At 48.4% G+C, this 14,069-nt stretch carries 18 protein-coding genes; 5 read left to right on the plus strand and 13 right to left on the minus strand.

The features are described from left to right. Window positions 1-13: 13 nt before the first annotated feature. The 7 genes from KNQ06_RS09925 to rnz are packed head-to-tail and all read right to left on the minus strand — an operon-like array spanning window position 14 to window position 4,765. Window positions 14-385, minus strand: coding sequence for a hypothetical protein (locus KNQ06_RS09925; RefSeq protein ID WP_149426991.1), 372 nt, complete (start codon window positions 383-385; stop codon window positions 14-16). A 27-nt stretch (window positions 386-412) separates the two neighbouring features. Further along, a complete protein-coding gene (locus KNQ06_RS09930) occupies window positions 413-916 on the minus strand; it encodes an ECF transporter S component (RefSeq protein WP_251133507.1) in 504 nt (167 codons plus the stop codon). Between the two features lie 56 nt (window positions 917-972). Then, complete coding sequence (locus KNQ06_RS09935) at window positions 973-1,926, minus strand: ATP-binding cassette domain-containing protein (protein ID WP_251133508.1); 954 nt, start codon at window positions 1,924-1,926, stop codon at window positions 973-975. Beyond that, the gene (locus KNQ06_RS09940; RefSeq protein ID WP_215148098.1) at window positions 1,862-2,581 is read right to left on the minus strand and encodes a hypothetical protein; all 720 of its coding nucleotides are present in this window, start codon (window positions 2,579-2,581) and stop codon (window positions 1,862-1,864) included. The genes KNQ06_RS09935 and KNQ06_RS09940 overlap by 65 nt, the downstream gene beginning before the upstream one ends. Next, complete coding sequence (locus KNQ06_RS09945; RefSeq protein ID WP_215148100.1) at window positions 2,559-2,963, minus strand: DUF4430 domain-containing protein; 405 nt, start codon at window positions 2,961-2,963, stop codon at window positions 2,559-2,561. The genes KNQ06_RS09940 and KNQ06_RS09945 overlap by 23 nt, the downstream gene beginning before the upstream one ends. Next, a complete protein-coding gene (locus tag KNQ06_RS09950) occupies window positions 2,960-3,856 on the minus strand; it encodes a hypothetical protein (protein ID WP_058265134.1) in 897 nt (298 codons plus the stop codon). The genes KNQ06_RS09945 and KNQ06_RS09950 overlap by 4 nt, the downstream gene beginning before the upstream one ends. A gap of 3 nt (window positions 3,857-3,859) precedes the next feature. Beyond that, on the minus strand, window positions 3,860-4,765 hold the full coding sequence (rnz, locus tag KNQ06_RS09955; RefSeq protein ID WP_149426989.1) for a ribonuclease Z: 906 nt from the start codon (window positions 4,763-4,765) through the stop codon (window positions 3,860-3,862). A 108-nt stretch (window positions 4,766-4,873) separates the two neighbouring features. Here rnz and KNQ06_RS09960 point away from each other — a divergent pair, with 108 nt between their 5' ends. Next, window positions 4,874-5,053 (plus strand): hypothetical protein, encoded by a 180-nt coding sequence (locus KNQ06_RS09960; RefSeq protein ID WP_023467629.1) that lies wholly within the window; start codon window positions 4,874-4,876, stop codon window positions 5,051-5,053. Between the two features lie 62 nt (window positions 5,054-5,115). Here KNQ06_RS09960 and KNQ06_RS09965 read toward each other — a convergent pair whose 3' ends face one another. Continuing rightward, window positions 5,116-6,240 carry a M20/M25/M40 family metallo-hydrolase gene (locus KNQ06_RS09965; protein ID WP_064300262.1) on the minus strand — a complete coding sequence of 375 codons (1,125 nt, stop codon included), beginning with the start codon at window positions 6,238-6,240 and terminating at the stop codon, window positions 5,116-5,118. Between the two features lie 229 nt (window positions 6,241-6,469). After that, the gene (locus KNQ06_RS09970) at window positions 6,470-7,423 is read right to left on the minus strand and encodes an aromatic acid exporter family protein (RefSeq protein WP_023467626.1); all 954 of its coding nucleotides are present in this window, start codon (window positions 7,421-7,423) and stop codon (window positions 6,470-6,472) included. Window positions 7,424-7,508: 85 nt separating this feature from the next. On the opposite strand from KNQ06_RS09970, the gene KNQ06_RS09975 reads away from it, so the two are divergent. The 4 genes from KNQ06_RS09975 to KNQ06_RS09990 all read left to right on the plus strand — a co-directional run bounded on the left by KNQ06_RS09975 (window position 7,509) and on the right by KNQ06_RS09990 (window position 11,370). Further along, the gene (locus tag KNQ06_RS09975) at window positions 7,509-8,585 is read left to right on the plus strand and encodes an N-acetylglucosaminidase (RefSeq protein ID WP_215148102.1); all 1,077 of its coding nucleotides are present in this window, start codon (window positions 7,509-7,511) and stop codon (window positions 8,583-8,585) included. Between the two features lie 57 nt (window positions 8,586-8,642). Further along, a complete protein-coding gene (locus KNQ06_RS09980; RefSeq protein ID WP_064300264.1) occupies window positions 8,643-9,578 on the plus strand; it encodes a manganese-dependent inorganic pyrophosphatase in 936 nt (311 codons plus the stop codon). Window positions 9,579-9,663: 85 nt separating this feature from the next. Further along, on the plus strand, window positions 9,664-10,428 hold the full coding sequence (gene fadH / locus KNQ06_RS09985) for a 2,4-dienoyl-CoA reductase (RefSeq protein ID WP_058712928.1): 765 nt from the start codon (window positions 9,664-9,666) through the stop codon (window positions 10,426-10,428). A 228-nt stretch (window positions 10,429-10,656) separates the two neighbouring features. Continuing rightward, window positions 10,657-11,370, plus strand: a complete 714-nt coding sequence (locus tag KNQ06_RS09990; RefSeq protein ID WP_047390876.1) for a ZIP family metal transporter — start codon at window positions 10,657-10,659, stop codon at window positions 11,368-11,370. Between the two features lie 65 nt (window positions 11,371-11,435). Here KNQ06_RS09990 and KNQ06_RS09995 read toward each other — a convergent pair whose 3' ends face one another. From KNQ06_RS09995 to KNQ06_RS10010, 4 genes are all read right to left on the minus strand, one after another. Beyond that, on the minus strand, window positions 11,436-12,074 hold the full coding sequence (locus KNQ06_RS09995; protein WP_215148104.1) for an HD domain-containing protein: 639 nt from the start codon (window positions 12,072-12,074) through the stop codon (window positions 11,436-11,438). Next, a complete protein-coding gene (locus tag KNQ06_RS10000; RefSeq protein ID WP_215148106.1) occupies window positions 12,056-12,592 on the minus strand; it encodes a GNAT family N-acetyltransferase in 537 nt (178 codons plus the stop codon). The genes KNQ06_RS09995 and KNQ06_RS10000 overlap by 19 nt, the downstream gene beginning before the upstream one ends. A gap of 64 nt (window positions 12,593-12,656) precedes the next feature. Beyond that, complete coding sequence (locus KNQ06_RS10005) at window positions 12,657-13,379, minus strand: amino acid ABC transporter ATP-binding protein (RefSeq protein WP_029341132.1); 723 nt, start codon at window positions 13,377-13,379, stop codon at window positions 12,657-12,659. Window positions 13,380-13,392: 13 nt separating this feature from the next. Continuing rightward, window positions 13,393-14,052 (minus strand): amino acid ABC transporter permease, encoded by a 660-nt coding sequence (locus KNQ06_RS10010; RefSeq protein ID WP_035398698.1) that lies wholly within the window; start codon window positions 14,050-14,052, stop codon window positions 13,393-13,395. Window positions 14,053-14,069: the final 17 nt, after the last annotated feature.

Here is a 14,069-nt window from a genome sequence, read left to right on the forward strand (position 1 = left end):
TCCGTTTTTGTAATTATGCCTCATGATGACGAAAACGCCGCGTCGCATAACGTTTGACGCGATCGAACGTCGTCGTATAGTGATACAGATAACGAATGACGAGCGCACCCGTGATCGAGACGATGTAGCCCGTCGATAAGACGAGTAACCAGGAGACAATCGCGAGGAACCATGAACTCTCGAATCGTAAATGTTGCCAAAGTAATCCTTCTGATGAGGTAATGAGCATGGCGCTTGGGAAGATGGCGGCAGCAAGTAAGTAACAAGCAGCGTAACGTCCTCTAATCGTACCTTTCATCAACAGAATACTGCCAAACACTAAGCCGACACTCGAAACGATGAGCAACATGACGACATAAGCAAGCGAAATCGACGATCCCAGCATATGCCTTCCCTCCTGTTCGGTATGTTACTATTCTGTACCCCTCTTTTCATCGAATGAATGCATAATTCGTAAAAAAATCGGAAACAATATCCAAATGAATATCGCGTTACTGAATCCGTGAAGCATATCAAACGTTCCCCCGGCTACAAGCAGTGTCAAAAAAGCTTGCCACGAGAATCCGGTCAATACCAAGAACCCGAGATTGCTCACCCATCCGTATAAGAAACCAGCTAGAAATCCATATCCAGTCAATACGATCCGGTAACGAAGAAACGGAACGAATCCTAAACTGGCAATCGTTGCATACGCCAGCGCCTGAAAGAGGACGAACGGACCGCTTCCGAGAAATAAGCTCGTTAACACGACGACAAGCATCCCAGAAATAGCTCCGACGATCGGATGGATGAATACGGCTAATAATAAGACGAGTGCCGTTGCCGGCTGGACGTTCGGCAAACTAGAGAACAACAATCGTCCGACGATTGCCGCTGCCGTGATGATGGCGATGAACCGTAATCGTTGATCCGTCATCTGAAGTCTCTCGAACATGACTAAAAACAGACAAACGATTAGAACCGTTGCGACGATCATACGAACAACCGACTTTCTTGTAAAAAATGCTTCGTCGGTCCATCGAAAGCAACCTCTCCGTGCACGAGATAAATGATCCGCTGTGCTGCCCGAATGAGAACTGGATCATGCGTCGCCATGACGATCAGATTCGTCGGATTCTGCTTCCACGATGCGACGAAAGCCATTCGTGCGCTGTCATCAAGTCCAGCCGTCGGTTCATCAAAGTAATAGCTGTCTTTACTCCAATCGATACCGTCCAAGAGACGTTTTTTTTGCGTCGTAAAACTACCACTTCGATCGTCTAATGGCGCAAGCATCGGATGCGCTGGTACATAATGCGTCTCCCCCGACCGCCGGACTTTTCCGTATAGCGGTCGCTCGACACCGAGCGCGAGTCGTAGTAACGTCGATTTCCCACTACCATTCGCACCGACGATCGCAATGCGTTCACCTTGGTGAAACGACAATTTTTCTGTCACGAGTGCATAGCGTGTCTGTAACGGATAACGGTGTTGGACGTTTTCGATCCGATTCAGGATACGACCTGTCAGTTCAGTGGCGCGACTCGTGATCGCCAAGTCGGATTGTATCGTCATCGAGCAATGGATCTGACAACCAAACCGTCGTTCGATTTCTTCAAGCAATCCCATCAATCGCTTTCGCCTGACATGATCAAGAAAGAGAAACGGTTCCGACAAGAACAGGGTATTTGGTGACGAAGACAACGCATGACCGAGACCGACAAGCTGTTGTTCTCCGGATGAGAGCTCACTGGACTCCGCTTCAAAAAAAGCTTCTAGCCCAAGCAAAGTCGCGAGTTCTCCTGCCCGAAACAAGGAACCCGTCGCCAGAAGATCTCGGACACGTCCATGAAGCAACCGCTCGGGTGTCAAGACCGGTTGTTCATGTTCGCCCGCCTGTTGACGTAGTCGCTCTTCGCGATCGGTGTCGGTATACATGATAGGCATCCCGGATTCCCCCTTTTGTAAATAATAGCGCTATAGGCAAAATCATCGCCGAAATGATTGCCCATGGTGTCAGACAAAAAACCAGTCCTGTCGCAAGCAATAAGCCTGTCTGAACATCACGTCGTGTGATCGGTCTTAAGCGAGACGGCACCGCTTCAATCGGTACGATATGATAGGCGGCCATCCGCTCCAGTCGAACAGCAAGCGACGTATCCGGATGACTCATCTTGACTTCGGGCCAAGTGCGTAAGAAAGACGGAATCAGCGCCAGCACCATACCCGTCAATCGTGTCAGTCGAGGTAAGAAACGAAACAACGGTCCCATCTGATCGAGTCGAACCAACGTAAAAATCCATTGACTCGACGTGATGAATAGCGTCACTTGGACCGTCGTTTCATAAATCGCTACTGTGTCGATGCTTGCACCATAAAGAAGCGGGACACACATCATGACGGCATAAAGAGCCGGGAGGACTAAATAGCGAAACACAGTCCGTTCTTGAACGAATAAAAACAAGAGCAGATGATAGACGACGATCACTGATTGATCATGTGTGAGGACGAACGGGATCGTAATCATCCCGATGAAAAAGAGAGCGACGTTCACTGGGTGAAGTCGCTCCCGTTCTGGTTTACTCAAAATAAGCCATTGCATCTTTTTCAAATCGCCATTCGAGACGATCTCCTTTTTTCAGTTCATAACTTCCAGCACCGACTTCGCCTGGTTTGCCGTTGACTCCGAAGACCCAGCCACTACCTGCTCCAGCTGATTTCTCTCGAATCCCATCGACTGCCGTGACATATGCCATCTCACCTTTACCTGTTTTGACGACATCGAGCGTCGTATCTTCAAGTGCATCCAGTGCTGTATCGTTTTCGTTCAAGCATACGTCTTTATCAAACAACGTCTTATCTTTGACGTGATCCACGACTGATACCTTGACTTCCGCCTCACAAGACGCCGTTTGTTGTTCCTCTCTTGCTTCCGCGCAACCGGCAAGTAACACGATACTTGCAGCAAATAACCATTTTTTCATCGTACGACTCCTTTTCGCCTTGATGTCTCAAAGCTGTAATTATATAACAGAATAGTTTTATCGCGTAAGGATTGACCGTCAGAACGGTAATAGGTCAGACGGACCGCATTCGCTAAGACATCGTCCCCTGTATTGACGTACGGAATCAGTTTTCCTTCGTCATCAATCAAGAAGACCGTTGCATCCTGCAGACTAAACGTTTCATAGAGCCCATCGAGATCCATCTCGACATAGGGTGTTTTGGAATCATGTAAGATTTCATGAATCGAAAGCTTTCGCAACGTCTCAAACGATTGATTCGCATCAATCAGTTTCTGGTAATACGACGTCAACGATTTTGTCGTCAACTCTTCACGTGGTCGATAGGAAATCGTTCCTGTCAGCTCCTGGTAACTGACATCGTAACGAATGAAGCGTTTCGGTGTTTCGACGAGCATCTCAAACGAGGCGTTCCGGAGATTTCCGCCCCGATCGAACATCAACTGACTTTGTTCCATCCGCAGTCCCTCTTCACCGACACGTCGTTCGATTTGAGAAAGGAAATTGTCGAATGAGTCATCCGTGATCGTCACGCGACCAATCTGTTGTGTTTCTTCCCGCAACATCCCAGCATCAAACGGACCGAGAAAGAGTTGGAACAGGAAGAATAGGAATCCAAAGAGTGCCATGTACCGTTTATAACGCGAGTTCTTTTTCGGGTGCAGGACGATCAGGAAAATGATGATGCCGAGCGGTAACTGAATATCATAGACTGGAAACGACACGGCCCCGAGACATGCATAAAAAATGAACTTCATGTACAAGTATTTTTCTTTTTCCGTCCGACGTTCGAGTAAAAATCCTAATCCGCTAGCAGCCAGTAAAAAGAGTGCCCATAGAATTAGAAAGTCCATCGTCTATCCTTTGACCGGGACGACCCGGTGATCAAACATGAGATGGCTGTTCGCGAATACTTCTCGCGCCTCTTGTTCCAGTACTTCCTCTTGATCGACATAACGAGCGGAAACGTGCGTCAATAGAAGCTTTTTCGCTTGTGCCGTTTCTGCAATGACAGCTGCCTGTCGAGCGGTCGAGTGACCGAAGCGTCCCGCATGTTCGACTTCTCGATCGGCAAACGTTGCTTCATGGACTAATACATCGACGTCTCGTGCCAGTTCGACCGAGGCCGCGCACGGCATCGTATCGCCAAGAACGGCTAGTTTGACACCAGGTTTGGGTGATTCTAAAAAATCGGACGATGAATAGACCGTGCCTTCGAATTCAAAGGTTTCTTCCAGTGTGATTCGGCGATAGATCGGACCGGAAGGAACGCCTAGTGCCTTCAGTGCATCCACACGCAAGGCACCCCGCTCTTCTGGTCCTTCTAGTCGGTACCCGAACGCCGGGAAGCGATGTTCAAGCGACCGCGCCGTCACGCGGAATCCATCCTGGTCATAGGTTTGACCGTCTTCGACTTCAACGATCCGGAGTGGATAACGTAGATATGTTCCTGTGATGCGTAATGTCGCGTCCATCCATTCTTTGATCCCGGTCGGTCCATAGATCGTTAGCGGTGTCGTGCCTTCCAGCGCTGCTCTTGTACTAATGAATCCTGGTAACCCAAAGATATGATCCCCGTGTAAATGGGTGATGAAGATCGCGTTGACTTTCCGTGGTTTGATCGGACTGTGTAAGATTTGATGTTGTGTCGCCTCTCCACAATCGAACAACCAGGTCATTTTGGGGTGTAACAAGGCAATCGATGTGACGTTTCGTTGTTTCGACGGCATACCGGCTCCTGTCCCTAAAAAATAAAATTCCATCTTTTTCCCCTTTTCGTAAAATTAGCATTTTTTATACACAAAATACACCTTTCTTCTGTTGAAGCATGGTAAACTGTACCTATTCAGATTTGGAAGGTGGTTTTTTCCATGACTAAGATTGAACGGACCTATGCCCGCATCGTCCGGGAAGCCCGCAAACTGAACGAGAGTTATCGGCAAAAATACGGAAAGTCGATTCAAATCGATGAAATCGCTTCGACCTTATTATGTACTGAAGAACTCGTTCTAGAGTCTATGGAATATGTTGATCGTCCTCAAGTAGTTTAATCGTACAATGATAAAGAGTGTACCGCAATGTTGCGGTACACTCTTTTTTGTGTTTCATCAGCTTATTTGTTCGTAATGTAATCAACTAGCGTCACGCAAAGTTCCGCTGTTTTGACGAGTTCTTCGATCGGCATCTTCTCATTCGTCGTGTGGATATCTTCATATCCGACAGCCAAGTTGACCGTTGGAATACCAAAACCAGCAATGACGTTGGCATCTGATCCACCACCAGAATGTAAGAGGCGTGGCGTGCGTCCGAGTTGTGTGATCGCTGCTTTCGCGACTTCGACGACTTGATCTCCATCCTCGAACTTGAATCCTGGGTACATGACTTTGACTTCAACTTCAGCACGACCACCAAGCTCTGCTGCCGCTTCTTCAAACGCCGCTTTCATCTTCTCTGTCTGTGCTTCCATCTTCGGAGCGACGAGTGACCGTGCTTCCGCGAAGATTTCGACATAATCACAAACGATGTTCGTTGATGGACCGCCACCGCTGAACCGTCCGATGTTCGCTGTCGTCTCTTCATCAATCCGACCGAGCGGCATCTTCGCGATCGCTTTCGACGCAATCGTAATCGCCGAGACACCTTTTTCCGGTGCGACACCAGCATGCGCTGTTTTCCCGAAAATCTTCGCATTGACTTTTGCTTGCGTTGGAGCAGCCGTGATGATGTCTCCGACTTTTCCATCTGAATCAAGTGCAAAACCATAATCGGCATCGATTTTTGATGGATCAAGCACCATCGCACCGACGAGCCCAGATTCTTCACCGACTGTGATGACGAACTGAATTTTCCCGTGAGGTTGTTTCGTTTCATTCAATACATGCACGAGTTCGATCAGAGATGCGAGACCTGTTTTATCATCTGCCCCAAGAATCGTTGTGCCGTCCGTCTTGACGTAACCGTCTTCGATGATTGGTTTAATGCCTTGCCCCGGGAATACCGTATCCATATGGGAAGTGAAATAAATTTTATCGACGCCGTCTTTTGTTGCCGGAAGTGTGACGATTAAATTGTTTCCTTTATGTTCCGTCTTAGACGAAGCGTCATCCTCGAACACCTCACATCCGAGATCCTCGAACGTTTTTTTCAGGTGAGCACAAATCCGTGCCTCCTCTTTTGATTCCGAATCGATCTGGACAAGTTCTAAAAACGTATCTAATACACGTTGTTCATTGACCATGACAAAACCCTCCTCTTATTATGTTTCAATCCACTAGCGCTTTTTTAGTATACCATCCCCATCGTCATTTGCACTTCTGAAAGGTTGTTTGTACAATGGCAGTAATCAGTTGATGTAAGAGAGGAGTAGTGGATATGGCAAAACCATCGAAACAACAACGCATCATCAAATGGACGACGATCGGGATTTTAGCAATCTTCCTGATCGGTACGTTCGCTTCGACGATGTTTTATTTCTTTTGATTGACGTATCGTTGTTTTAAACGTAAATATTGCTCCGCTTCTTGTAGCATATGCAGTAAGGCAGAGCGGACTTCGAACTCCTCCCGCGTGACGGGTAAGGCAGAGGCACGAAAACGTGTCAATAATGCCTCTAGTTCTGAAATGTACACCATTGCGTCGGCTTCAGGTCGGACATTGTCACCAATCGTCCGAAAGAAGTCGGCGACTTTTTTTCCTTCTTCGACGACGAGGACGAGTTCCTCGGCATGATGGACGATACCGCGCAGTAACTCGAATTGTTGTTCGCGCATCCGGAAGTAGGCATAATCTTCATCATCGTTCCGACGACCGATCGCGTTTCCCATTCGTTTTAAGGCGGCATCTTTCCCTTCACGTAACAGACGTTCTGTCTCGTCAAGCGTCAACGCATGATGATTGACCCGCCCTGTTTCAATCGCAGCCGCGACTTCAAAAAATAAGGCGGCGATCCGTTGATCAATCTTTTCTCGTCGGTCGTCAATCAATAAATCGAGACTTGGCATGTACATGTTGACAAGTAATCCGACACCAACACCAATGCCAAGCAATAAGGATTCGTTCAATAAGATGTGCGCGTTGAGCTGACGTTCCGTATACAAATGTGTCAGAATGACGACACTCGTGATGAAACCGTCCTGAAGTCGGAGGCGTTGAACGGATGGAAGGAATAAAATGAAATAGATCAATAACGTCACCGGACGATAGCCGATGACCTCGAATAGAATGAATCCGAGCACGATGGCAAGTAATGATGCCATGATGCGTTCGTAAGAAGACCGGAACGTCTTCTTTCGTGTCGACTGGATGCTCAAGATGGCGATGATGGCAGCGAAGACGTAATAGTCGAGCTTGAGCTGTTCTGCGATCCACATCGCGAGCGCAGCAGCAACCGCTGTCTTCAGCGTGCGATAACCGATTTGCAACAGGTTCACCCCCTTTTGTTTTTCTTTGTTAGACTACCTACCTTGGACAGGAATGTCCATTGCTTTTTAAAGGACGTGATTTACTTTGACGACACGCACTATCCGCCCCGGTCGCCCCGTGCGCCGGACCGGTTCGATAAAAGGATTACTTTTTTTCTTCCTCATCGGAGTTCTCTTGTTCTTTTGGCTCCGCGAGGAACCGAAGACCGTCTTAACCCCACCAGCGCCTTATTCGGCTGAGCGCTATGAGAAAGGTAAAATCAACGAGCAAGAGTTCCAGACGTTCGCCGAGGCGAAGGAATATGCGGGTCAGCGTGGTGCGGTGAAACGTTCATCGGACGACCGCTACGTCTACCTCGGTGGACCAGGTACTGGGATCGTCGACGATCGTGGTATTCTATCGATTCATCGTGATCCTGAGTTAAAGAAACGGCTCACGTACGTCGCTTCCGGCACACGTGTCCAGTTGCTTGAATTCGGGGAACGGACAAGTCGTGTCAGCATCGCCGGCGTGACGGGTCATGTCTCAACGGACCGCTTACGCCCATTCCCCGCAGAACGTGTCTCGAATGCATCGTATTATCAGACGAAAGGTGATCGTCTCCTTCACTACATCGTCGCGGACAGCGGACTTGGTGGACTGATCGTTGCCGGCGAAGCAACGAAAACGACGCCTCGGACGAGCAAATATGTTGAATCGAAGACATTAACACGTGATTTGACGAAACCGACGCGTCTCAGTGCCAAACAACTCGATGCGTTCATCAAGGAGCAAGCACCGGACAGTCCCTTGATCGGTAAAGGAAAAGTCTTTAAGTCCGTTGAAAAGAAATACCGTATCAACGCAGCCTATCTGCTTGCACATGCGATTCACGAATCCGATTATGGACGGTCTGAGATTGCCCGCGAGAAAAATAACTTGTTCGGCGTCAATGCGACCGATTCCGCACCGGGAGAAGATGCAACCGTCTATAAATCCTTGACGGACTCGATCGAGCAGACCGGTCGATTCATCGCAAAGGATTATCTCGATCGGGACGGACGTTATTACCGTGGGGCGTACCTTGGGAACAAACAAAAAGGCATGAACGTCTTTTACGCGTCAGACCCCTTCTGGAGTGAAAAAATCGCTGGTATCATGGTGAAAATGAACGCTTTCTAAATCCGAGATATGATACACTATAGGGCGAGACAACAATCATTGAGGAGTGAACACGTCATGGAAAAAGTTTTAGTATTTGGTCACAAGAATCCTGATACCGATACGATCACATCGGCAATCGCTTATGCAGAATTAAAGAAAGCACTCGGTGTCAATGCCGAAGCCATCCGCCTCGGTGAAATGAATGATGAAACGTTATTCGCACTCGATACGTTCAAAGTGACAGCACCACGTTTAGTGACAGAAGTCGCGACAGAAGCGTCACACGTCATTTTAGTCGACCACAACGAACGTCAACAAAGTGCGAACGATATCGACGCTGTCACGGTAACGGAAGTCATCGACCATCACCGGATCGCAAACTTTGAGACATCAGATCCTGTTTACTACCGGGCAGAACCGGTCGGCTGTACAGCAACGATCCTCAACAAGCTCTACAAAGAGCATGGTGTTGCCATCAAACCAGAAATCGCTGGGTTGATGTTATCAGCGATCATTTCTGACTCGCTCCTGTTCAAATCGCCGACTTGCACGGAGCAAGATATCATCGCAGCACGTGAACTCGCAGAAATCGCTGGTGTCGATGCGAACGTCTACGGTCTTGAGATGCTCAAAGCAGGAGCTGATCTCTCGAAAAAATCCGTTCCTGAATTGATCTCACTTGATGCAAAAGAATTCACGATGGGAACACTCAAAGTCGAAATCGCTCAAGTCAACACGGTCGATACAGCTGAAGTCTTACTTCGCCAAGAACAACTCGAAACAGCAATCAACGAAGTTATCCTTGCAAAAGGACTTGATCTGTTCGTCTTCATCGTCACGGATATCTTGACGAACAACTCTGTTGGACTCGTCCTCGGGAAAGAAGCGAATCTCGTCGAACGTGCTTACGGTCTTGAAGCGACGAACAACCTTGTTTACCTCGAAGGTGTCGTTTCACGTAAGAAACAAGTCGTTCCTGTCTTAACAGATACGGCTCTTGCAACACAATAAGTCAGAAAAAGAAGGAGTTCGCTCCTTCTTTTTTGAATAAAGAATATGAATGGCTGTTCATTCATTACATAAAGGAGGAAGCAATATGACACAAACGATCATGGTGACGGGTGGAACGAACGGAATGGGGAAAGCGATGGCGCTCGCCTTAAAGGAAGCCGGCTGGAACGTCGTTGTTACAGGACGCGACGCGGAACGCTTGCGACTGATGGATGAAGCATTGGAGCAGATTCAAGGTGAACATCTGACGATTCAGATGGATGTCCGTGACGCTGACGCTTGTCTGGCTGCTGTCAATCAAGCACGGGAACGGTTCGGTCGTCTCGAAGCATTGATCAACAATGCTGCCGGGAACTTCATCTGCCCGACCGACGAGTTATCACCGAATGGATGGAAGACGGTCATCGATATCGTCCTCAACGGGACATTCAACTGCTGTCACGCTCTGGTCAAAGGATGGCAGGAAGATCAAGTCGTTGGCGGACAAATCGTCAACATCGTTGCGTCTTATGCGTGGCAGGCCGGCGCTGGTGTCGCTCCGAGCGCCGCTGCGAAAGCCGGTGTCCTGAACTTGACGCGGACGCTTGCCGTCGAATGGGGCTATAAATATCAAGCCCGTGTCAACGCGATCAGTCCGGGACCGATCGAACGGACAGGTGGTGCTGACAAACTCGCATTATCACCAGAACACGCGGAACGAATTCGCCGCAACGTCCCGCTCGGTCGATTCGGGACACCGGAAGAGATCGCAACACTTGCAACATGGATGGTGTCAGATCAAGCCCGCTACTTGAACGGAGAATGTATCGCTCTTGACGGTGGACATTGGTTAAATAAACAACCGTTCTAATGATTGAGATGTAATGACTCAAGAAGTCAGTCTCCACAAAGATAAGAATGACACGTGTCACGTCATTCCTACAGGATCTTGTGTCTCGCCTGAGGAAAAGGCGTGAAATGACGCGTCATTCTGTTTTTAAGTCAGCCCCTTGCATGCGTCGCGAACTTTTTTTCTTTCTTTTCGCTATGTTTATGAATTATCTAGAACAGGTAGAAAGGACAAGAAGGAGGCGATCGTATGTGGGAAGCGTTCGGTTGGGGAGCGCTAGCAGGTGGTGCCGTTGTCATCGGTGCCCTATTCGGATTGTACTTACCCTTAAAGCAACGCCTGATTGGTTACATCATGTCGTTTGGAACCGGGATCTTGATTGGAGCAGCGACGTTCGAGTTACTCGATGAAGCATTAAAGAAGTCAACGACACTCGTCGTCGCAATCTCTTTCATTGTCGGCGCACTCGTCTTTACGGGCTTTGACCTATTCGTTTCGTCACGCGGCGCGAGTAAACGGAAACGCTCGTCTGGTGGGAACGAAGGCACGGGAACAGCGATTTTTTTCGGGACGATTCTTGATGCGATCCCGGAATCAATCATGATCGGTGCCAGTCTGTTATCGGGAAATGTCAGCGCGGCACTCGTCGCGGCGATTTTCGTCAGCAACATCCCGGAAGGTTTATCGAGTACGACCGGTTTACGAAAAGATGGCTTTTCGAAGAATAAAGTATTACTGATGTGGGGAGTCGTCTGGTTGATCTCCGCCCTCGCCTCACTCGCCGGCTACACGATTCTCGCAGAACTCCCGGACATGCAATTCGCCATGATCGGTGGCTTCGCAAGCGGTGGAATCATTGCGATGCTCGCTTCGACGATGATGCCGGAAGCTCATGAGGAAGGTGGTGCGATCGTTGGTCTGTTCGCAGCACTTGGGTTAATTACTGCCATCATCCTTAGTTAAATACAACATAAGGCGCGTTGTCTGGAAAATGAACCGGACAACGCGCCTTATGTGTTTAAATTGATTTACATATCACCTACTTCTCCCGTAGCGCCCTCCCATTCCTGCTTAAAACGATTAACGAACTCTTCCATGTAGCGATGTCGCTCCTCTGCTAAAAGAAGTGCTGTTTTCGTATTCATTAAATCTTTTAGCCGGAATAACTTTTCTTCAAAATGATTCAGGGCACTCGTCTCTCCCTTTCGGTCACCCGGTTCTCGTGGTGCTAGTCCAGGTACATGCATCGGCTCCCCGAACCGACCAGCGAACTGAAATGTGCGCGCAATCCCGATTGCACCGATGGCATCGAGACGATCAGCATCTTGAACGACTTGCCCTTCGATCGTTTGCATCGGTGGGCGTGTACCGTCTTTATAGGACAGGCTCGTGATGATGTCTAGAATTTGTTCCTGTTCTTCTTCTGTCACTTTTCCTTGCAAGAAGGTCGCGACCGTCTCTGCCGTTCCCCCGAGTTTACTATCTGCTACGTCATGAAGTAAGGCCGCCAGTTCGATGATTTTAACGTTCCCGCCTTCTTGTTTGGCAATATGTAACGCTAAATGGCGAACCCGTTCGATATGGGCATAATCATGACCAGAAAAGTCCGTCGCGTGAAACGACCGGACGAAGATTTCCGTTTCTTGAATCATTGTCGATCTCTCCATTCCGGTTCGAGTAACCCGTACAGTAACATATCATGCCGCTCTCCGTCTCGTCGTAAAAAGGCACGGTATCTTCCTTCCTGTACGAACCCGAATCGTTCGTACAGTTGAACCGCACGTGTATTATACTCAAAGACCGTCAATTGAATCCGGTACAGATTCAGTTCGAAGAAAGCGTATTCGAGGATTGTCTGTAGCGCATCCGTCGCATACCCTTGTCCTTCACAATCCGGATCGATGCCGATCATCAGCCATGCCGTTCCATGTGTCGGTAAAATATCTTCTAATGCGACCACCCCAATCATCCGTTCATCTTCGAAGTTACGAATCGCAAACCGAAACGTCTCCGGAGCATCCGTCGCCATCATCTGTTCAATCTTTTCCTTCGATAAGTGACGATATGGCGTCGCACTGAAATGGCGAGCAAACGTTGCATCGTCAAGCAGACGTTGCATCACTTCGGTATCTTCCGACTGAAAACGCGTCAGACGAGTATGATGACCTTCAAGCAATTTTTTCATTCTTATCCCCCTCTCTACTAAAAACCGAAAAACGCTAACCCTCTTCAGAGTTAGCGTACTGTGCTCATAAAACTTTTTCGAGGAATTTTTTCGCCCGGTCCGTCTTCGGATTGTCGAAGAGTTCGATCGGTGAACCTTCTTCCATCAGAATCCCCTCATCGAGGAACAAGACGCGATCCGCGACTTCTTTGGCGAAGCCCATCTCGTGAGTGACGATGACCATCGTCATTCCGCTTTCCGCCAATTGTTTCATGACGTCCAGTACTTCGTTGACCATCTCTGGGTCAAGCGCTGACGTCGGTTCATCAAACAACATGACGTTCGGTTCCATCGCAAGGGCACGTGCGATTGCGACCCGTTGTTTTTGTCCACCTGATAACTGGTTCGGATAATTATCGCGTTTCTCAGCTAGACCGACACGCTCAAGTAACGTCTCTGCCCGCTTGACTGCCTCGTCTTTCGAAATACCGAGAACGTTGATTGGTGCGTACGTCAGATTATCAAGGACAGACTTATGCGGGAACAAGTTAAATTGTTGGAACACCATTCCGATGTTCTGACGTGCTTTCGAGATGTTCGCTTTTGGTTTCGTCAGTTCAAAACCATCGACGATGATCGTTCCACTCGTTGGTTGTTCAAGTAAGTTGATACAACGTAGAAATGTTGATTTACCGGATCCCGACGGTCCAATGACAGCGACGACTTCACCGCGTGTAACTGTCGTCGAGATACCTTTTAATACTTCTAATTTTCCGAATTGCTTATGCAAATCGGTGACTTGGATCATAGGTTCCATCTGATTACCCACTCTTTCTCATAGCTTTTTCGACTTGTTGGCCTATCAAGCTCAATCCCATGACGAGAACAAAATATACGAATCCGGCAAACAACAACGGTTCGAAATAAATCGCCTTTTCTCCTCCAACGATTTGTGCACGACGCATGACATCGAGAACACCGACCGTCGAGACGAGTGCCGATTCCTTCGTCAACGTGATCAATTCGTTCATGATCGCTGGAAGGATATTTTTAAAGGCTTGCGGCAAAATGATCGAACGGAGTTGTTTGAAATACGAAATACCAAGCGCATCTGCAGCTTCCCACTGCCCACGATCAACGGCTTGAATCCCGGCCCGAATGATTTCCGAGATGTACGCTCCGGAGTTCAAGGAGAAGGCGATGATTGCCGATTGGTATCCTGTCGTGACATACCCTGTCAACTGTGGTAATCCGAAGTGGACGATCGCCAGTTGCAAGATCAATGGGGTTCCCCGGAAGATCGCCGTATACGTATGACCAATGAAACGGATGAAACGGCTCTTCGTGATTTTCAGTGCCGCGACGACGATTCCGATCAGCATCCCGGCAATGGCCGCCACGATGACGACTTGGAAAAGGACCGGAATCCCCTCAAGAATATATGGAATTGAATCTTGAATCTTTGTAAAGTCTATCATAATCAATCTCCTAACGTCGC

The sequence above is a fragment of the Exiguobacterium sp. s91 genome (assembly GCF_018618915.1).
In the GTDB taxonomy this organism is placed as follows: Bacteria; Bacillota; Bacilli; order Exiguobacteriales; family Exiguobacteriaceae; genus Exiguobacterium_A; species Exiguobacterium_A abrahamii.